This window comes from Sedimentitalea xiamensis, assembly GCF_030164465.1.
GTDB lineage: Bacteria > Pseudomonadota > Alphaproteobacteria > Rhodobacterales > Rhodobacteraceae > Sedimentitalea > Sedimentitalea xiamensis.
Genome location: NZ_JASNJE010000017.1, coordinates 31,536 through 51,126, shown reverse-complemented (window position 1 = coordinate 51,126; position 19,591 = coordinate 31,536). Strand labels below are relative to the sequence as shown.

Genomic DNA, 19,591 nt, shown 5'->3' with positions numbered 1-19,591 from the left:
TTCCTACGAATTGTTACAGGATTGCCGGACCGGATTCGCGGATCGGGACATGACATCTCTTGCCGGCCATGCCGGTCGCGATCGACATGATTTGCCCCCGTCCGCCGGTAGTGCTAGCCATGCTATCGGGGAGGATGGCGACATTGGACGCGACGGACCAGCAGACCAAGGCCCTGACGACCGCCGGGCTGAACCTGATCGCCCAGGCCCTGTCCATCTATGACAGCAACCTGAAGCTGGCGGCCAGCAACCGGCGCTTCAAGGAAATGTTCAATCTCCCGGACCACCTTGTCGAACCGGGCGCGCGGTTCGACGACACCATCCGGTTCATTGCCGAACAGGGCGAATACGGCGACGCGCCGGATGTCGAAGCCCTGGTCAGGGACCGCGTCAACCAGGCGCTGGCATTCGAACCGCATTACCTGGAGCGCACCCGGCCCAGCGGCCAGGTCATTTCGATCGAAGGCGCGCCGCTGCCGCAGGGTGGATGGGTCACGGTCTACACCGACATCACCCGCACCAGGCAGTCCGAAGAACTGCTGCGCAGCCGGTCCGAAGAACTGTCCGACCAGCTCCTGGGCCATGCGGAGGACCTGGCCGCAACCAACCGCCAGCTCGCCGCGACGAACTCGACCCTGGAAGAAGCCAAGCGTCAGCTGACCGAAATCGAGGCCCGCACCCGCCACACCACCGAAATGATGCCCGCGCATATCGCCCATGTGGACGGCACCGGCCACTACATCTATTCCAACCGGCGCCTGAGCAGCGTCATGCCCGGCCGCCCTTCGGATATCCTCGGCCTGCACATTTCCGAGGCGCTCGGCCCGACGGCCTATGACCGGGTCCGGCCACATCTGTCCGCCGCCTACAACGGCCGCAGCACGGTCTTCGAATTCACCGAAGACCACGGCGCGCGGCGGATTCGTGCCGCGTTCACCCCCGATGGCGCGGGCGGCGTCTATGTCCTGTCGATGGACGTAACGGAGGAAACCCAGGCCCGCGTCGCGCTTCAGCAGGCGCGCCGCCGCGAAATGGCGGCGCAGATGACGCGCGGCCTCGCGCATGATTTCTCCAACCTGCTCACGATCATTCTCGGCATGCAGGCGCGGCTTGCCCGGATGGGCCTGGGTCCCGACGCCGACGCCCTGATCGCCGCGACCCGGTCCGCCGCGCATCGGGGCGGACGCCTGCTGAACCGGATCGCCGACATGACCAGCGGCCGCACCCTGCGCCCGCAACCGACCGATTTTCACGCGCTTCTCGAAGAACTCAAGCTGCTGGCGTCGCCCAGCCTGCCGCGCGCCGTCGGCCTGAGCGTTCTGGATCACATGCCCGACGACCGGCTGTTTCTGGACCCCGGCCTTTTGCAGGATGCGCTTCTCAACCTTGTCCTGAATGCCCGCGACGCCGTGGGGACGGCCGGGCAGATCACGATCAGCGCCCACAGCATCGAACGCACCTGGGTGGAAATCACGGTCACGGACACGGGTCCGGGGTTTTCGGCCGAAGCGTTGGAGAAGGCCCTGAACCCGTTCTTCACCACCAAGGGCGGCGAAGGCAGCGGGCTGGGCCTGCCGATGGTCTACGACATGGTCAAGCTGGCCGGCGGCGATCTTCGGCTGGGCAACACCCGCGCGGGCGCGAGCGTGACCCTGCGCCTGCCCTTTCGCGTCGCGCCGCCGGTCACCGGAGGTCTCACGCTTCTGGCCGAAGACAGCGAACCCCTGCGGGCGCTGGTGCGCGACATGCTGATGGAATTCGGCCATTCGGTTGTCGAGGCCACCTCCGTCGACGAGGCCGTGGCGCTGATGGCGGATATCTCCGATATCACGCTGGTGCTGTCCGACATCAACCTGCAAGGCGAAGCCACCGGGCTCGATCTCCTGGACCGGATGGAAGGCTCCGGGCTGCCCTGCATCCTGATGACCTCACTGCCGCCGGACCACCCGATGCACCGCGCCGCACTCGCCCGCGCCCCGGTGCTGCGCAAACCCTTCGACGCGGCGCAGCTTGCCGGGCTGCTCAGGACCGGGGCCGCCGCATGACCGCGCCGCTCGTCACCATTCTGGACGACGAACCGGAAATCCGCCAGCTGCTGACCGAAGTGCTGTCCGAAGCCGGGTTCCGCACCCAAAGCTTCGCCCGCGCCCGCGAATTCGAGGCGGCGCTGAAACAGACGACGCCCGACGTCTGTCTCGTGGATCTGTCCCTGCCGGATACCGACGGGCTGGCGCTGGTCCACCGGCTGGCGCTGGAACAGGGCGCGACGGTCATCATCATCTCGGGCCGCGCCCAGGTGCAGGACCGTGTCGCCGGGCTGGAACTCGGTGCCGACGACTATATCACCAAACCCTTCGAACCGACCGAGGTCGTCGCCCGCATCCGCGCCCGCCTGCGCGACAACCGGACGACGCCGAAAACCGGAAACACCGCGCGGTTCAATGGCTGGACCGCCTTTTTCGATCGCTACGCTTTGCAGGACGATACCGGAGCAGAAACCCCGTTTTCCCATGCGGAAGCCGAAGTCCTGCGCCTGTTCCTGGACAGTCCGAAACGTCTGATCAGCCGGGCGCAGATGCAGGAAGCGCTCGGCGGCGCGGCCGGCGAAAGCTTCGACCGGGCGATGGACGTGCGCATTTCCCGCCTGCGCTCGAAACTGCGCGAAGACCCGAAGAACCCGCGCCTGATCAAGACGATCTATGGCGCGGGCTATATCTTTCTGGGCGACGTCGACTGGAGCTGACCCGGAAACCGACCCCGCTGTCCGGCGGCCCGCCCGCCGCCCGCCGGTTCCGCGGCAGCCGCCAAAATGCGCCGACCCACTGGCACCCCGCGACGCTCTGGCCTAAGACGGTGCCAAGCAGGAGCCCCGCCACCATGTCCCACATCACCCTTGTTCGCCACGGACAGGCCAATACCCAGGCCAGGGATGAAACCGGTTACGACCGGCTCAGCCCGCTCGGCCATCAGCAGGCCGCCTGGCTGGGCGATCACCTGCGGGCCTCCGCAAGCCACCACCCGCGCGTCTATTGCGGCACCCTGACCCGCCACATCGAAACCGCCAGCGGCATGAACGCCGGCGACGCCATCCGCGACGCGCGCCTCAACGAACTGGAATATTTCACCCTGGCGCAACTGCTCGAAGAACAGCACGGCGTCGCCCTGCCGTCCGAGCGCGAAGGCTTCATCCGGCACCTGCCGCGCATCTTCACCGCCTGGCAGAATGGCGAACTCGAAGGCGCGCCGGAAACCTTCGATGCGTTCGAAAGCCGCGTCACCGATGCGCTGACCGAAATCGCCGCCGGGCGCGGCCCGGCGCTCGTCGTCACCTCGGGCGGGCTGATCGCCATCGCCCTGCGCCAGATGATGGAACTCAACATCGCCGCGACCGCGCGGGTGGCTCTCGCGATCATGAACACCTCGATGCACCGGCTGTTTCCCATCGGCGACCACCTCAGCCCGGTGCTGTTCAACGCGGTTCCGCATCTCGAAACACCCGACCGGCACTTCGCCCAGACCCATTTCTGAACCAGAAGACGATGCTGACGCTCTACTGTTCCCCAGGATCCATATCGGTCGCCGCCGCGCTCGCCCTGCACGAAGCCGGACTGCCGTTTCAACAGGCGCGCGTGAATTTCGCGGCGGCGGAACAGACCGGGGCCGACTACCATCGGATCAACCCCAAGGGCCGCGTTCCGGCGCTCGTCACCGAAGACGGCATCCTGACAGAAACCGGCGCGATCCTCGACTATGTCGCGGCCCGCGCCCCCGAAGCCGGGCTGGTCCCGCCGGACGCCTTCGCCGCCGCGAAGATGCGCGAGACGATGTATTACCTCGCCTCCACGATGCATGTGAACCATGCCCACAGGATGCGCGGCCACCGCTGGGCCAGCCTGCAATCCTCCTTTGACGACATGGCGTCGAAAGTGACCGAAACGATGACCGCCTGTTGCGCCCATATCGAAGACCACGCCCTCCGCGGCCCCTATGTCCTAGGCGACGGGTTCAGCCTCGCCGATCCCTATCTCTTCGTCGTCACCACCTGGCTGAGCGGGGATGGCGTCGAGCTGGCGCGGTTTCCGAAACTCTCCGCTTTCGTGGAACGGATGCACAGGCGCCCGTCGGTCAGGGCGATGTACGAAACCGGATTGCTGCAAAGGAAAACCGCATGACACATCTCTGGGTTCGCTCCGAACAACGTCCGAACGAGGAACGGGCCGGACTCACGCCCGACGGCGCGGCCGCCCTGATCGCCGCCGGTATCCGCGTGACGGTGGAGGAAAGTTCGGTCCGCGCGATCCCGGTCGACGGCTACCGTGACGCGGGCTGCGAAATCGCGCCGGAAAACAGCTGGCCCTCCGCACCCGCCGACGCCATCGTCTTCGGGCTGAAGGAACTGCCCGACGACGGCACGCCCCTGACCCACCGGCACATGCTCTTCGGTCATGCCTACAAGGGGCAGCCGGCCGGGCAGGTGCTGCTCGGGCGGTTCAGGGCCGGCGGCGGCACGCTCTACGATCTGGAATACCTCACCGACGAATCCGGACGCCGCGTCGCCGCCTTCGGCTACTGGGCGGGATATGCCGGCGCCGCCGTGGCGCTGAAATGCTGGGCCGCACAGCGGCGCGGCGAACTGGCCGGACCGGTGGCGACCTATGCCGGCTCGGATGCGCTGCTGTCCGACCTGAGAACCGAACTCGACGCGCTCGGCGGCGCCCGCCCCGACGCACTGGTCATCGGCGCGCTCGGACGGGTCGGAACCGGGGCGGCGGATCTCTGCACGGCGCTCGATGTGGCGGTCACCCGCTGGGACATGGCCGAAACCGTCCATGGCGGCCCGTTTCCCGAGGTGCTGGACCATGACATCTTCCTCAACTGCATCCTCGCCCGTCCGGGCACGCCGGTCTTCGTGCCGGCCAACGCCACCGGCGCTGCGCGTGCATGACGACCCGCCGCTGGACGTGACCGCCATCGACAACCTGCCGTCGCTCCTGCCGGTGGAAAGCTCGCAGGACTTCGCCGCGCAACTGCTCCCCTCGCTGCTGACTCTGGGCGATCTCGACAGCGGCGTCTGGGGCAGGGCCAAAGCCACGTTCGACACTCACATCGAAAGGATCTGAGACATGACCATCCACTGGTGCGGCACCGGCCTCTCCGCCATTCCCGGCCTGCGCCGCCTGATCGAAAACGGCCATTCCGTCACCGTCTGGAACCGGACCGTGGACAAGGCGCGGCAGGCCGTCGGCGACCTGACGGAGGACATCCGGGTCTTCGACATCGACACGCTGGCGGACGTGCTTGCCAAGGGAGACGTGATCGTCTCGATGCTGCCCGGCGACTGGCACGTGCCGCTCGCCGAACTGGCGATCCTAAAACAGGCCCATTTCGTTTCCTCCTCCTACATCGCCCCCGAAATGCGCGCCCTGGACGATGCCGCACGCGCCGCCGGGGTGGTCCTGGTCAACGAAGTCGGGCTCGACCCCGGCATCGACCACCTGATGGCCCACGCGCTGATGGCGGATTACCGCGCTTCGGACACCTTCGCGCCGGACAACCACCTCAGCTTCATTTCCTATTGCGGCGGCGTGCCCAGACACGTCAACGCCTTCCGCTACAAGTTCAGCTGGTCGCCGCTCGGCGTCCTGAAGGCGCTGCGCTCGCCCTCGCGGTCGATCCGCAACTATTCCGAACTGCGGGCGGACCGCCCCTGGGACGCGATCAGCAGCTACACCGCGCCGCTGCCCACACCGGAAACCTTCGAGGTCTACCCGAACCGCGACAGCCTGCCCTTCATGGAACAATACGACTTCGAACCGGAATGGCCGGTGCGCGACTTCGTGCGCGGCACCCTGCGGCTGAACGGCTGGGCCGACGCCTGGGCCGACGTGTTCCGCGAGATCGAAACCCTGTCCGGCCCCGAGGGCGACGCCCGTCTGAAAGAGATGTCGGACCGGTTCTGGGCCGACCACGCCTATGACGAGGACGAACCGGACCGGGTGGTGCTCTGCGTCGGGCTGACGGCGGATCGGGACGGAACCCCGGTCTGGCACAAGACCTATGTCATGGACGCCTGGGGCGACGCGCGCGGCACCGCGATGGCGCGGCTGGTCTCGGTCCCGGTGTCGCTGGCCGTCGAATCGGTCCTGGACCGCGAGATCCCGGCCGGCGTCCACGCCGCCCCCAGCGATCCGAAACTGCTGACCCGCTGGCTGGCCGAAATCGACAGGCTGGCGCAGCACCTGCAGGTGGTCGATCACCTCGCCTGACGGCGCGGCTTCCTCTTGCCGGAAATACTCCGGGGAGCGCGAGGGGCTGGCCCCTCGCCCTCACAACCCGCGCGACATCACCCCGTCCTCGGCGTCGGTCGCCGAGATGCCAAGCGCGTCCAGCCCGTTCTCCAGATGGTCCGACATGTGCGGCGTGCCGATCATGTAATCCGCGCAGGGCGTGGTGGCCTCGGCTTTCGCGGTCGCGATGGCCTCAGCCAGATCGTCCGCATCGAAACTCTCCCGCCCGATCCACATGATCGCGACCAGTTCCGCCTGCTCGTCCTCGCTCATCCGGTCGACGAAGGCGCGCAGCTCGCCCTCCGCGCGACCCAACTCGCGCCCCATCAGAATGACCTGGGCCACCTTGTGCGGGGAAATTTCCAACATCCCGAATTCCTCTCTGTTCGCGCGTTTCGCCGCCATCTGAGCCCCGTGCCGGGCCAGCGTCTTTGATCTTACGCAAACAGGCGGCGATAGATCCAGCCCGGCAGGAACGGCAGGGAGAACATTCCCGGAAGGCCGACCCGGAAGCGACCGATATCCATATGATCGAACATGATCCGCGCTGGCGGTTCACCGAATCGCTGGCCCCTGTCGGACCGTTCCGTCAGTGCAGCGTCTGCTGGCGCGGCTGGCCGCCGGCTTCGGCGATGGCCAGCCGGCGGAGCGCCAGGCCGAGCGACCGGGCCGCGTCCAGAAGACATGGCGCGATATCGGCCCGCACCAGAAGCGTCGCCAGCAGCATCGCGTCCTCGGTGTCGCCATCCGCCGCCGCCGCGACGAAATTGGCGAAACAGGCTTCGTCCGCCCCGAGGCACCGGCACTTAACCCCGTGGCGCATCAGCGGCCGCCTGCCGTGGTCCGCACAGAGCCGGCACAGGCTTTCCAGGCTGTTCAGCGCGGTCCGGCCATGCCCCGCCCCAAGCGCGCCGGCGAAATCGTTCCAGACCCGTTGCTGCGCCTGCGCCCCGTCGCACCAGAGCCGCAGATAGAGCACCGCCGCCATTTCGGTCGGCCCGAGATCGTCCAGAACGCCCACCGCGGCCCCGCCGCGTCCTGTTCCCGAACCTCTCATTTGGTCAGGATCAGCTTTCCGGCTTTCGTGATCCGAAGCCGGTAGACCTGGTCCCCCAGGGCGATCTCGGCCAGGTTATGGCCAAGGGTCAGATCGGTCGCGGCATAGCGCGGCACGACGGGCTGCGGCGTCGTGCAGGGCGTCCGGTCGGGAATCTGCGCGGTCATGGTCTTCTGTCCTCTGCAAGCAGGTCGATCCGGTCCAGCATCCACCGGAGCGCCGATGCGTCGGGCATCTCGGCGGCGGCGGCGATCTCCAGCAGTTCGGCCCGGCGGCACGGGCCGGGCGTGTCGGCCGTGACCGGTCTGGGTGTTTCAGGACGTGTGTCAGTCTGCATCGGTCGCTCCATTCCACTGTTCCGCGTGGTCGGGCTTCCCCGGATGCAACGCATGGGGTGGCTGGACGGGTTTATTCCTAGTTATTTAGTCAGGTATGTCAAGCGCCGCGTTCGCACCCCCGGCATGCGGCACATTCGGACCGGCGGCGGATGATGCTCCGCGTATGCATGCGGTATGCACGGCGTATGTACGCCCTGCACAGCCCGTTCCGGGCGGATGTTCAGGCGGGATTGCGGCGCCGCGCCGGGCTCAGTTTTTCGCGCCGCCCAGCGCCGCGACCGGTCCGGCCTCCTCCGGTGCCAGTTCCTCGAAATCGAAATTGTCCAGCCGGTCGGCCCGCTTTCCCGCCCGTTCCGACGCGACGAGAATCCCCGACACATCGTCGCCCGCCTGCCGCAGATGGGTTTCCAGTTTTCCCGCCCGCGCACCGATGATCTCGACATCCCGGTGCAACTGTTTCAGCGCCTTGCGGATCGCACCCGCCTGCTCGCGCATCCGGGCGTCCTTGAGGATGGCCCGCATCGTGTTCAGCGTCGCCATGCAGGTGGTCGGCGACACGATCCACACCCGCGCCGCGAATCCCTCGCGCACCACATCGGGGAAATTGGCGTGCAGTTCGGCATAGACCGCCTCGGACGGCAGGAACATGAGCGCCCCGTCTGCCGTCTCGCCTTCGATGATGTAACGCTCTGAAATCGCTTTGATATGCGTGCGCACTGCGGTTTTCAACTGGCCGGCGGCGCGGCGCAACTCGTGCTCGGACCCGGCCGCGCGCAGCGCCTCGTAGGCTTCCAGCGGGAACTTGCTGTCGATCACGATCGGCCCCGGCGGGTTGGGCAGGCGGATCAGGCAATCGGCCCGCTTGCCGTTGCTCAGCGTCGCCTGCAAGGCATAGCTGTCGCTGGGCAGCGCCTTGGACACGATGTCGTTGAGCTGGATTTCCCCGAACGCCCCGCGCGTCTGCTTGTTGGACAGGATGTCTTGCAGGGACAGCACGTCGCCCGACAGCTTGGTGATATTGTCCTGCGCCTTGTCGATGGTCGCCAGCCGTTCCTGCAACTGCGTCAGGCTGGTCGCGGTCTGCTTGGAACTGCCGTGCAGGGTTTCCTTCATCCGTTCCTGCATCTCGGTCAGGGCGCGGTTCTGGCGCATCATGTTGTCGGCCAGCCGGTCGTTCATATGCTGCTGCACATCCGACAACCGGGCCTCGACAGTCTGGATCATCTGCACCTGCGCGCTGGCCTGGGTTTCCGACACATGCTGCAATCCGCCGCGCAACTGTTCCTGCCCCGCGCCAAGCTGCTGAACATGTTGTCCCAAAAGAGAAATCTGCTGCCCGAGCGGCTCCGCCATCCTGGCCGTCCGCCCCGCCGCGCGCACCGCCAGGATCAGCAGCAGCAACACCAGCAGCACCAGCCCCCCGACCCCGAGAACGACCGGATCGTCCAGCGCAAGCGCGGTGTCGCCGATCCGGATCATGTGCGCCCGAACAGCCGTTCGATATCGGCCAGCTTCAGTTCCACATAGGTGGGCCGCCCATGGTTGCATTGCCCGGAATGCGGCGTCGCCTCCATCTCGCGCAACAGCGCGTTCATCTCCTCGGCCCGCATCCGGCGGCCCGAACGGACAGAGCCGTGGCAGGCCACGCGGCTCAGGATCGCCTCGATCCGCGCCTGCACGGTCTGGCTGCTCCCCTGATCGGCCAGTTCATCCAGTATGTCGCGCAGCATCGCGCCCGCGTCGACCTCGCCCAGGATCGCCGGGGTTTCCCGCACCGCCACCGCACCGCCGCCGAACGGCTCGACGGTCAGGCCCAGCCGCGCCAGATCCTCCGCGATCTCCATCACCTGCGCGCAATCCGCCTCCGGAAAATCTATGATTTCGGGGATCAGAAGCGCCTGCGCCGCCGCCCCGTTTTCCGCCATCTGGCGTTTCAGTTTCTCATAGACGAGACGCTCATGCGCCGCGTGCTGATCGACGATCACCATGCCGGTGGCCGTCTGCGCGATGATGTAATTCTCGTGCACCTGCCCGCGTGCGGCCCCCAGCGGCAGCGTCTCCGGCGCCGCCTCCGGTTCCTCCGGAACCTCGACCAGGCGAGCGCTGAAGCTTTCGGCCAGCTCGGCAAAGCCCGGCGCCTGCGCGACATAGGCGGCGGTCCGGGCTCCCATTGACGGACGATCCATCTGGTAGACCCGCGCGCCGGTCGGTTCGGGCCGCATCGCACCCAGCGCCGCATGTGCAACGGTAGAGGACGCCCGATGCCCGGCCTCGGCCAGCGCGTGACGCAGCGCAGACACGATCAGGCCCCGCGCGACGCCCGGATCGCGAAACCGCACCTCGGACTTGGCCGGGTGCACATTCACATCCACCAGAGTCGGGTCGCAATCGAGGAAAAGCGCGGCCACGGGGTGCCGGTCACGAGACAGGAAATCGAAATAGGCCGCCCGTAGCGCGCCGGTCAGCATCTTGTCGCGCACCGGCCGGCCATTGACGAAAAGGTATTGCGCCACCGCGGCCCCGCGCGAATAGGTGGGCAGAGCGGCGTAGCCGAACAGGCGGATGCCGTCGCGGGTCGCGTCGATCTTCAGCGCATTGTCGGCAAAGTCCCGCCCGAGTACGGACCCAAGTCTCTGATGCATGGCCCCGAACAGGTCGCCGGTTTCCGGATCGGCCCGGAACATCGCGCGGCCTTCGCCATCGCCGGATACGTCGCGCAGGATGAAACCGATGCCCGGTTCCGCCATGGCGAGGCGTTTGACCACGTCGGAAATCGCCTGCGCTTCGGCCCGGTCGGTGCGCATGAACTTCAGACGCGCGGGCGTCGCGTAGAAGAGATCGCGCAACACGACGGTGGTGCCCGCATTCAGGGCCGCCGGCTTGACCGGCCCCATCTCGCCGCCGGCAACGCCGAGGCTGGCCGCATCCGCGCCTTCGGCCCGGCTGGTGATCGTCAGCCGCCCGACCGCTCCCAGCGACGGCAGCGCCTCGCCCCGGAACCCGAAGGTATGGATGTTCAGGAGATCGCTTCCGTCGATCTTTGACGTGGCGTGGCGGGACATCGCCAGCGGCAGATCGTCGGGCGCAATACCGCAACCATCGTCGCTCACCCGGATCAGCGTCTTGCCGCCGTCCGCGATGTCGATCCCGATCCGCAGCGCCCCCGCGTCGATGGCATTTTCGACCAGTTCCTTGATGGCGGAGGCCGGACGTTCGACGACTTCGCCCGCCGCGATCCGATTGATCGCCGCGTCGTCCAACTGCCGGATAACCGGGCGGCTTTCGTGCATATTGGGGTTTGTACGCGCCATACCGCAAGACCTAGCACATCCGTCAACGATTCTGCCACCGGAATGATCGGCATCGGGTCGACTCACAAACTGCTGTCCGAAAACCCCGAACGTTATGCCGACGCCGCAGTTCAGGGCATCCGCGAGATGATGGAGATCGAAGGCCCGTTTCCCGACAATACGATCCGCGCGGTCAGGATGGGCACGACCGTGGCGACCAACGCGCTTCCGGAGCGCAAGGGCGAACCGGTGCTTCTGCTCATCGCCAAGGGGTTCCGCGACCTGCTTGAAATCGGCTACCAGACCTGCCCGCGCCTGTTCGATCTGCATATCATCCGTCCCGAACGGCTCTACCGGAAGGTCGCGGAGATGGACGAGCGGCTGGGCGCCGATGGCGAGGTGATCCGCGCGCTGGACGAAACCGCCACCCCCGCCGCGCGGCAATCGGCCTATGACGAAGGGTTGCGCGCCCTGGCCGTTGCCGGGCTGCACGCCTATCTCAACCCGGTGCACGAACGCCGCGTCGCGGACATGGCGCGCCAGATCGGCCTTACCCAGATTTCCACCAGCCACGAGGTCAGCAAACTGACGAAACTGGTCGGGCGCGGCGACACCACCGTGGTCGATGCCAATCTCTCGCCGATCCTGCGCCGCTATGTCGGCCAGGTGGCGGATGCACTCGACATGGGGCGGGCCTGCGAACGGCTGCTGTTCATGCAGTCGAGCGGCGGATTGACGGATGCGCGCCTGTTTCAAGGAAAGGACGCGATCCTGTCGGGGCCGGCCGGCGGGATCGTCGGCAATACCGAGGTCAGCCAGGCCATGTGCAATGCGCTTCTCGGCGCGCTTCACGTCATGGCCGGCAGCCAGGCGACGATGAACAATTTCGTCTGGGGCAACGACGACTTCCAGAACTACGAGACCATCGCCGGCGGCACCGGCGCGGGACCGGGGTTCGATGGCTGCGACGCGATCCAGACCCACATGACCAACACCCGCATGACCGACCCGGAGATCCTCGAAAAACGTTTCCCGGTCCGCCTCGAAGCCTTTGGCATACGCGAAGGATCGGGCGGCAGGGGCAAATGGACCGGCGGCAGCGGCGCGACCCGGATGATCCGGTTTCTCACGCCTGTGACGGTCACGACCCTCTGCTCGCACCGCGAAATTCCTCCCTTCGGCGTCGATGGCGGCGCTCCCGGCGCGGTCGGCGTCAACTGGGCCGAACTGCCCGACGGCCGACACGTCGACCTCAAGGGCAACGATGAGACCGACCTGCCATCGGGCGCGGTGTTCGGCATGCATACACCGGGCGGCGGCGGCTGGGGCGCGCCCTGATACGCGGCTTCATCTTTGCAGAAATACTCCGGGGGTGAATGCCGAAATCCCCGGATTTCGGCAGAGGGGGCTGGCCCCCTTCCCGTGCGGGGCCGGACCCGGCGCGGAAATGGCGCTATACATTTCCCTCCAGACCGACTAGGGAGCGTCGCTTGACCCCATCGCGCCGCCCGGTGCCGACACTGAAAAGATCCCTGACGTGAAACAGACTCTCGCGGATGCGCTCGCGCAGCAAGGCTACGCCACCCTGACCCAGGTCCAGCAGGCCGTCACGGACCCGGAACTGGCGGGCTCCGACCTCCTGGTTTCGGCCCAGACGGGCTCGGGCAAGACCGTCGGTTTCGGACTCGCCATCGCGCCGACGATCCTGGGTGACGGCGACCATTTCGCCTCGGCCGCCGCTCCGCTGGCCCTGATCATCGCCCCGACGCGTGAACTGGCCTTGCAGGTCAAGCGCGAACTCGCGTGGCTCTACGGGAGGGCGGGGGCGCATCTCGCGTCCTGCGTCGGCGGCATGGACATACGCGACGAACGCCGCGCGCTGGAGCGCGGGGCGCATATCGTCGTCGCCACGCCGGGTCGCCTGCGCGATCATGTCATGCGCGGATCGATCGATCTTTCGGACATCAAGGCCATCGTTCTGGACGAGGCCGACGAAATGCTCGACCTCGGCTTCCAGGAAGATCTCGAATTCATTCTCGCCGCCGCGCCCGAAGACCGCAGGACGCTGATGTTCTCCGCCACCGTGCCGCGCGGTATCGCCAACCTTGCTGGAAAATACCAGACCGATGCGATCCGCATCACCACCGCCGCCGAAACCAGCCAGCACAGCGACATCGAATATCGCGCCCTGTCAGTCGCCCCGCGGGACGTGGACAACGCCATCGTCAACGTGCTGCGGTTCTACGAAGCGCCGAATGCGCTGGTCTTCGCCAACACCCGCGCGATGGTGAACCGGCTGACGACACGGTTGTCCAACCGGGGGTTTTCGGTTGTTGCCCTCTCCGGCGAACTCTCGCAATCCGAACGCACCCATGCGCTGCAGGCCATGCGCGACGGGCGGGCCCGCGTCTGTGTGGCCACCGACGTGGCGGCGCGCGGAATCGACCTGCCCAGCCTCGACCTCGTGGTGCATGCCGAACTGCCGACAAGCCATGAAACGCTTCTGCATCGCTCCGGTCGGACCGGACGGGCCGGCCGCAAGGGCGTCAGCGCCCTGATCGTCCCGCCGGCGGCGCGCAAGAAATGCGAACGCCTGCTGAAATTCGCCAAGCTGACCGCCGAATGGGCCGAAGCGCCGTCCGCCGACGCGGTCCGCGCCCGCGACATGGACAGGATGCTGGCCGATCCGGTCTGGCACGCGCCGATCGAACTGACCGATGCCGCTCAGGCCCTCGTCGCCCGGTTCAGCGCCGAGCAGATCGCCGCCGCCTATGTCGCGCTCTATGAAAGCCGCCATTCCGCGCCCGAGGAATTGCTGGCGCCGGGTCCGGCGGGAAAACCGGAACCGCGCGCGCCCTTCGGCCCCAGCGTCTGGTTTTCCGTCGCCGGCGGCAAGAAAGCCGGAATCGAAACCCGTCGCCTGCTTCCGATCCTCTGCAAGGCCGGAAACATCTCCAAGGACGACATTGGCGCCATACGCATCCACTATGACGAAAGCTATGTCGAAATCCTGGAAAGCAGCGCCGACCGGTTCCTCGCCGCACTTGGCCCGGACATGACCGTCGAAGGCGATGCACGGGTGACGCGCCTGGACAGGACGCCCGACCTCGGCGGGTCGTCCAAACCCGGCGCGAAACCGTTTGCCCGGTCGCCCGAACACCGTCGCGGACCGGGACGGAAGGAAACCGGTCCCGACCGGATCGCGCCAAGACCCGCTCCGCAGCCCGAACCCCCGGGTCCCGAACGCAGGAAACCAAGCGCGCCTCCATCACCCAGACCCCGGAAACCCGAACCCGGCAGCGCCGCCGGAAAACGAGCGCCCATGCCGGACATTGCAACTGCGGACGGGCTGGTGTCTCCGGCAAAGCGCCGGGGCAAGCCAGCGGCGCACAATCAGGCGGGAAAACGCAAACCCAAGGCGCCTGGGCAGGCTCCGTCCAAGGCGCCTCCGGTCGGCAAGCCGAACAGCAAGAAGAACAAGGCCCGCGCCGCCGCGGCCAAGGCAAGGGGCGGCGACAAGCCGCCGAAGCGGCGCGCCCCGAAGACCTGACGGGTCAACCGCCCTGCGGCGCGCCCGACCGGGTCCGGCAAGGTCCGAACCCGGCCGCCAAGGCCAGAATGACCCCCGACACCGTGGCGATCATGCCGGCGGCGCTGACCGCGTCCTGTCCGCCGAACCAGAGCGGTCCGTAGCCCGCCAGGACATAGCCGGCGATGGCCGAGGCGGTGGCGAAGACGACGCTCCAGGCGATCTGGTGTTCCAGCCTGTTGGTCATCATCCGCGCGGCCGCGGGCGGGCAGATGAACATCGCGATCACGATGATGGAACCGACCGCGTCAAAGGCGGCGACCGCGGCGACCGCCGCCGCGATGACCAGAGCCAGCCCGAGAAGCCCGGTCCGGATGCCCAGCGTCCGGGCAAAGCCTTCGTCGAAAGTGGACAGCTTGAGCGGCCGCCAGAACAGCAGGATGAATACCGCGACCGCGAGCAGGGTCGCCGCCATGCGCGGCAGTTCCACCGGCAGGCCAAGCAGCGCCTCCCGGTCCAGCAGCGAAGCCCAGCCGGTCGCATCCAGCCAGATCAGGCTTTCAAGATTGCCGAAAAGCGCATGTTCCACGTCCAGGTGCACGTTGGACGTGTCGGATAGCTCCAGAAGAAGAACCCCGCCCGCGAACATGCTGGTGAAGACCACCCCCATCGCCGCGCCGGGTTCGATGCGGCCAAGCCTGCGGATGGCTTCGATCAGGACGACGGCGACGATGGCTGCACCGGCCGCGCCCAGCATCATGGGCCAGGACGAGATCACGCCGGTTGCGAGAAACGCGACAACGATGCCAGGCAGGACCACATGGCTGATCGCGTCGCCGATCAGCGCCTGGCGCCGCAGCACGAGAAAGTTGCCCGGCAACGCGCAGGCGACGGCGGCGAAGATCCCGATCAGCAGGGGAGTCAGCGACAGGGGGACGAATTCGGACCCGATCATGCCGGCACCCCGCGCGGCCCGCCGATGGTTCGGTCGACCTCGGCGATCTGATCGGATGTGAGAACGGTTTCGATATCGCGCAACCCGTCGTAAAGCGCCGCGGCGGCTTCGTAGGCCTGATCGGCGCGGATGACCTGCCAGCGGCGTTCGTCTCGCAATGCCTTGGCGGCGCGGGCGCGGCCTTTATCCGTCGCGACCCCGTCCGGGCGCACCAGCCCGGCCCGCCGCAGCAGGCGGTTTGTCAGCCGTTCGTAGATCGGCTGGCCCTGTGCGAGCGCCAGAAGCCCCTGGCGCAGATGCACACGCCTCTGGAACCGGAAATGACGCAGGACGGCGGCGAGAACGCCGCGGCTGGGTGCAAGAAACAGCGACACAGCGAAGAACCCGAAACTGACCAGCACGATGATCGGGCCGGTCGGCAGGTTCGGCGCAGAGGCCGACAGCGCGGCCCCGACATAGCATGACAGCCCGCCGAGCAGGCCGGACAACAGGACGACCCTGTCGCTCCGTTCGGTCCAGAAGCGGGCGGTGACGGCGGGGATGATCAGCAGCGCGACGATCAGGATCAGGCCGACGATCTTCAGCCCGACCACCGTGACCGCCATGACCAGCCCCATCATGGCAAGGTCGATCCACGTGACCGGCAGGCCACGGGCGGCGGCGTATTCGGGATCGAAGGCCACCATGGTCATGGGGCGGCGCAGCAGCAGAATCAGCAGCAGCGTCAACGCGCCGCCGGTCGCGATGACCATCGCGTCGGCCCAGAGCATGCCGGCGGTGGCCCCGAGAAGAAAGCTTTCCAGCCCCGCCTGCCGGCCCGAGCTCATGGTCTGGATGACCGTCAGCAAGACGATACCCAGACCGAAGAACACCGACAGGACGGCGCCGATCGCGGCGTCTTCGGCAAGGCGCGTGTTCCGGACGATCCAGGTCAGGCACAACAGACCGACCCAGGCGGACAAGGCCGATCCGAGCAGGAGTCCGACCAGGTTGCGCCCATCGCCGCCGAGCGCGACCATCACGATGAATGCGAGGCAGACACCGGGCAGCGTGGCGTGGCTGATCGCATCGCTGACCAGCGCCCGTTTGCGCAGGAACAGGAAGGTTCCAGTCACACCCGCCGCCACCCCGAGAAGCGTGGCGCCGATGGCGACCAGCGTCGCGTTGTAGCCCAGTTGCAACAGCAGCGCGTCACGGATCATGGAATCAGGCCAAGACCTGCGCCAGTTGATCGACCTGCGCCGTCGCCAGACGCCCGCCATAGGCGGCTTGCAGGTTCTCGGCGGTGAAGGTCGTGTCGACCGGTCCCTCGGCCACCTTTGCGGCGTTGATCAGGAACACATTGTCGAAATAGTCGCGCACGGTGGCAAGATCGTGATGCACCGCGACAACGGTCCTGCCCTCGGCCCGCAGCGATTTCAGCACACCGATGATCGCCTTCTCGGTCGCCGCATCGACACCGGCAAAAGGTTCGTCCAGCAGGTAGAGATCGGCGTCCTGGGCCAGCGCGCGCGCCAGGAACACGCGCTGCTGCTGCCCGCCGGACAACTGACCGATCTGCCTGTCCGCGAAATCCGTCATTCCCACCCGGTCGAGGCATTCCATCGCCCTGGCCCGGTGCGACGCGCGCAACCGCCCCAAAAGCCCGAGCTGTCGATACAGCCCCATCACGACGACATCGATCACCCGCGTCGGAAAATCCCAATCGACGCTGGCGCGTTGCGGAACATAGGCAACCCGTGCGCGTTGCCGGTCCAGCGGTTTGCCGAACACCCGGACCTGACCGGACAGGGGCTTCGCGATACCCAGCGCGGCCTTGAGCAGCGTGGATTTACCGGCGCCATTCGGCCCGATGATCGCCGTCATCGCACCGGGCATCACCGTCATATCGACAGAAAAAACCGCGGGCTTGTGACCGTAGGACACGGTCAGCCCCCGGATCGTCAACGGACTGTTTTCCGGGACGACAACTTCGGGACGCCGCCCATGCGAAGCTGCGAGTTCGACCGTCATCTCAGGACCCCGCCGACAGTTTGCCGGACATCCCGCGCGCCGGGACATCCGCCCCCAGCGCGGCTGCGATGACCGTGACGTTGTGGTCGATCATGCCCACATAAGTGCCTTCGTAGGTCCCTTCCGGACCCATCGCATCGCTGAACAGTTCGCCGCCGATCGTCACCGCGTGACCCTTGGCCGCCGCCCCTTCGATAATGGCGCGGATATTGCGGTCGGACACGGATGTTTCCACGAAGACGGCAGAGATCCCGCGCGCAACCAGCATGTCGACGAGGGCTCCTATCCGGTTCAGGCCGGCCTCGCTTTCGGTCGATATTCCCTGAATGCCCAGAACTTCGACACCGTAGGCGTCGCCGAAATATCCAAACGCGTCATGCGCGGTCAGAAGGACGCGATTGGCGTCCGGAACCCGCGCCATGCTGGTTTCCGCATAGGCCGCCAGGGCATCGAGTTCGGCGAGATGCGTTTCGGCATTGGCGGCGAAGACCTCCGCATCTTCGGGGCGTGTTTCCGCGAGAGCGGCCTGAACCTGACGCACCACCTGCTTCCAGAGGACCGGGGACATCCAGACATGCGGGTCGAACTTGTCTTCGTAATCCGCATGCCGGCGCAGGTCGTCGCGGGGCAGGGCTTCGGCCACGGCGACCACATTTCGCTTGCGCGACAGGTCCCCGAAGAAATCCTCCATCTGCGCTTCGAGATAAAGACCGTGCCACAGGACCAGATCGGCGCGGGTCATGGCGACGATGTCCGTCCGGGTCTGCCGGTAGCCGTGCGGATCGACCCCCGGTCCCATCAGGGCCCGAACCTCGACCAGGTCGCCGCCGACCTGCCGCGCGGCGTCGGCGATCATGCCGGTGGTCGCGACAACCTGCAACGGGGCCTCTGCCGAAACGCGCCCGCCCAGTGGCAGGGTGAACAGCAAGGCCAATAGAAAGACCGTCAATCGACGATGGATCACGGAGACACTCCAAGTTGCTTCGGACCAGATGAATATGAGAGCGGTCCGCAGCCGAGTCAATGCTATTGAGAATTATTCGCAACAAGGGCGCGGCGGATACCCGCAGATCGCTTGCCAAGGGTGCGAACCCGTGCGACCGTCACGGCCAGCTTCTTCAGAGGACGGCGGATGCAAGCCGAAACAGCCCTGCAAAGCGCGAACCTGCCGCTGGTGACGGAACCCCGCAATCCGGGGATGGATCTCGACATGCAATGGATTCGCGGCGTTCAGGCCAATACGTCGGCGATCGAACGGCGCGCGGCGACGCTGCCCGGACGCCGGACGGTCAAGAAGGATCACCAGGCGGCATGGCTCTTGCGGGCGATCAGTTGCATCGACCTGACGACCCTGGCCGGAGATGACACCGCCGATCGGGTGCGCCGTTTGTGCGCCAAGGGCCGCCAGCCCGTGCGCGCCGATCTTCTCGACCGTCTTGGATTCGACGCTCTGACCGTTGGCGCGATCTGCGTGTATCACGAGATGATCGGCCCCGCCGTCGATGCGCTGAAGGGTTCCGGCATTCCGGTTGCCGCCGTCAGCACCGGCTTTCCGGCCGGTCTGTCTCCCTTTGCGCTGCGGGTTGCGGAAATCGGCGAAAGCGTCAAGGCGGGGGCGCAGGAGATCGATATCGTGATCTCGCGGCGGCACGTTCTGTCCGGAGACTGGCAGGCGCTCTACGATGAAATGCGCCTGTTCCGGGAAGCCTGCGGAGACGCGCATGTCAAGGCGATCCTGGCCACCGGCGAACTGGGCACGCTGCGCAATGTCGCCCGCGCTTCGCTTGTTTGCATGATGGCCGGTGCCGATTTCATCAAGACGTCGACTGGCAAGGAAAGCGTCAACGCCACACTGCCGGTGTCGCTGGTGATGATTCGGGCGATCCGGGATTACTGCAACCGCACCGGCTACCGGGTCGGCTACAAGCCCGCCGGCGGGATCTCGAAGGCCAAGGACGCGCTGGTCTACCTCTCGCTGATCAAGGAGGAACTCGGCGACCGCTGGCTGCGGCCCGACCTGTTCCGTTTCGGTGCCAGTTCGCTGCTCGGAGATATCGAGCGGCAGCTGGAACACCACGTGACCGGCGCCTATTCGGCGTCGTGGCGTCATGCGATGGGTTGA

At 66.7% G+C, this 19,591-nt stretch carries 18 protein-coding genes and 1 pseudogene; 9 read left to right on the top strand and 10 right to left on the bottom strand.

Annotated features, from left to right (window positions below; genetic code table 11):
* Positions 1–134: 134 nt before the first annotated feature.
* The 6 genes and pseudogenes from QO034_RS14120 (at position 135) to QO034_RS14095 (ending at position 6,266) form a co-directional block, all read left to right on the top strand.
* The gene (locus tag QO034_RS14120) at positions 135–2,045 is read left to right on the top strand and encodes a PAS-domain containing protein (RefSeq protein WP_407696768.1); all 1,911 of its coding nucleotides are present in this window, start codon (positions 135–137) and stop codon (positions 2,043–2,045) included.
* The gene (locus QO034_RS14115) at positions 2,042–2,743 is read left to right on the top strand and encodes a response regulator transcription factor (protein WP_284486187.1); all 702 of its coding nucleotides are present in this window, start codon (positions 2,042–2,044) and stop codon (positions 2,741–2,743) included. The genes QO034_RS14120 and QO034_RS14115 overlap by 4 nt, the downstream gene beginning before the upstream one ends.
* A gap of 134 nt (positions 2,744–2,877) precedes the next feature.
* Positions 2,878–3,528: a histidine phosphatase family protein gene (locus QO034_RS14110; RefSeq protein WP_284486186.1), complete on the top strand. Its 651-nt coding sequence runs from the start codon at positions 2,878–2,880 to the stop codon at positions 3,526–3,528.
* Positions 3,529–3,542: 14 nt separating this feature from the next.
* Complete coding sequence (locus QO034_RS14105) at positions 3,543–4,172, top strand: glutathione S-transferase family protein (protein ID WP_284486213.1); 630 nt, start codon at positions 3,543–3,545, stop codon at positions 4,170–4,172.
* Positions 4,169–5,120: pseudogene (locus tag QO034_RS14100) on the top strand (saccharopine dehydrogenase). The gene QO034_RS14105 and the pseudogene QO034_RS14100 overlap by 4 nt, the downstream one beginning before the upstream one ends.
* Before the next feature lie 3 nt (positions 5,121–5,123).
* Positions 5,124–6,266 (top strand): saccharopine dehydrogenase C-terminal domain-containing protein, encoded by a 1,143-nt coding sequence (locus QO034_RS14095; protein WP_284486185.1) that lies wholly within the window; start codon positions 5,124–5,126, stop codon positions 6,264–6,266.
* 60 nt (positions 6,267–6,326) lie between these two features.
* On the opposite strand, the gene QO034_RS14090 is transcribed toward QO034_RS14095, so the two are convergent.
* The 6 genes from QO034_RS14090 to mutL all read right to left on the bottom strand — a co-directional run bounded on the left by QO034_RS14090 (position 6,327) and on the right by mutL (position 10,993).
* Positions 6,327–6,656 carry a DUF3775 domain-containing protein gene (locus tag QO034_RS14090; protein ID WP_284486184.1) on the bottom strand — a complete coding sequence of 110 codons (330 nt, stop codon included), beginning with the start codon at positions 6,654–6,656 and terminating at the stop codon, positions 6,327–6,329.
* Between the two features lie 220 nt (positions 6,657–6,876).
* Positions 6,877–7,344: a hypothetical protein gene (locus tag QO034_RS14085; protein ID WP_284486183.1), complete on the bottom strand. Its 468-nt coding sequence runs from the start codon at positions 7,342–7,344 to the stop codon at positions 6,877–6,879.
* A complete protein-coding gene (gene hemP, locus QO034_RS14080) occupies positions 7,341–7,511 on the bottom strand; it encodes a hemin uptake protein HemP (RefSeq protein WP_284486182.1) in 171 nt (56 codons plus the stop codon). The genes QO034_RS14085 and hemP overlap by 4 nt, the downstream gene beginning before the upstream one ends.
* Positions 7,508–7,681: a hypothetical protein gene (locus tag QO034_RS14075; RefSeq protein WP_284486181.1), complete on the bottom strand. Its 174-nt coding sequence runs from the start codon at positions 7,679–7,681 to the stop codon at positions 7,508–7,510. Before QO034_RS14075 ends, hemP begins: the two co-directional genes overlap by 4 nt.
* 250 nt (positions 7,682–7,931) lie before the next feature.
* Positions 7,932–9,161 carry a DNA recombination protein RmuC gene (locus QO034_RS14070; protein ID WP_284486180.1) on the bottom strand — a complete coding sequence of 410 codons (1,230 nt, stop codon included), beginning with the start codon at positions 9,159–9,161 and terminating at the stop codon, positions 7,932–7,934.
* The gene (gene mutL / locus QO034_RS14065) at positions 9,158–10,993 is read right to left on the bottom strand and encodes a DNA mismatch repair endonuclease MutL (protein ID WP_284486179.1); all 1,836 of its coding nucleotides are present in this window, start codon (positions 10,991–10,993) and stop codon (positions 9,158–9,160) included. The genes QO034_RS14070 and mutL overlap by 4 nt, the downstream gene beginning before the upstream one ends.
* Positions 10,994–11,035: 42 nt before the next feature.
* On the opposite strand from mutL, the gene QO034_RS14060 reads away from it, so the two are divergent.
* A complete protein-coding gene (locus tag QO034_RS14060; RefSeq protein ID WP_284486178.1) occupies positions 11,036–12,310 on the top strand; it encodes a hydantoinase B/oxoprolinase family protein in 1,275 nt (424 codons plus the stop codon).
* Between the two features lie 199 nt (positions 12,311–12,509).
* Positions 12,510–14,522: a DEAD/DEAH box helicase gene (locus QO034_RS14055; RefSeq protein WP_284486177.1), complete on the top strand. Its 2,013-nt coding sequence runs from the start codon at positions 12,510–12,512 to the stop codon at positions 14,520–14,522.
* A 4-nt stretch (positions 14,523–14,526) separates the two neighbouring features.
* Here the strand turns inward: QO034_RS14055 and QO034_RS14050 are convergent, their stop codons facing one another.
* The 4 genes from QO034_RS14050 to QO034_RS14035 are packed head-to-tail and all read right to left on the bottom strand — an operon-like array spanning position 14,527 to position 18,433.
* Entirely contained in the window at positions 14,527–15,456 is a 930-nt protein-coding gene (locus QO034_RS14050; protein ID WP_284486176.1) for a metal ABC transporter permease, read from the bottom strand.
* Positions 15,453–16,658, bottom strand: a complete 1,206-nt coding sequence (locus QO034_RS14045; protein WP_284486175.1) for a metal ABC transporter permease — start codon at positions 16,656–16,658, stop codon at positions 15,453–15,455. Before QO034_RS14045 ends, QO034_RS14050 begins: the two co-directional genes overlap by 4 nt.
* 4 nt (positions 16,659–16,662) lie before the next feature.
* Positions 16,663–17,469, bottom strand: a complete 807-nt coding sequence (locus QO034_RS14040) for a metal ABC transporter ATP-binding protein (RefSeq protein WP_284486174.1) — start codon at positions 17,467–17,469, stop codon at positions 16,663–16,665.
* Position 17,470: 1 nt separating this feature from the next.
* Positions 17,471–18,433 carry a metal ABC transporter solute-binding protein, Zn/Mn family gene (locus QO034_RS14035; RefSeq protein WP_407696767.1) on the bottom strand — a complete coding sequence of 321 codons (963 nt, stop codon included), beginning with the start codon at positions 18,431–18,433 and terminating at the stop codon, positions 17,471–17,473.
* Positions 18,434–18,601: 168 nt separating this feature from the next.
* Between QO034_RS14035 and deoC the strand changes: the two genes are divergently transcribed.
* Positions 18,602–19,591: a deoxyribose-phosphate aldolase gene (deoC, locus tag QO034_RS14030; RefSeq protein WP_284486173.1), complete on the top strand. Its 990-nt coding sequence runs from the start codon at positions 18,602–18,604 to the stop codon at positions 19,589–19,591.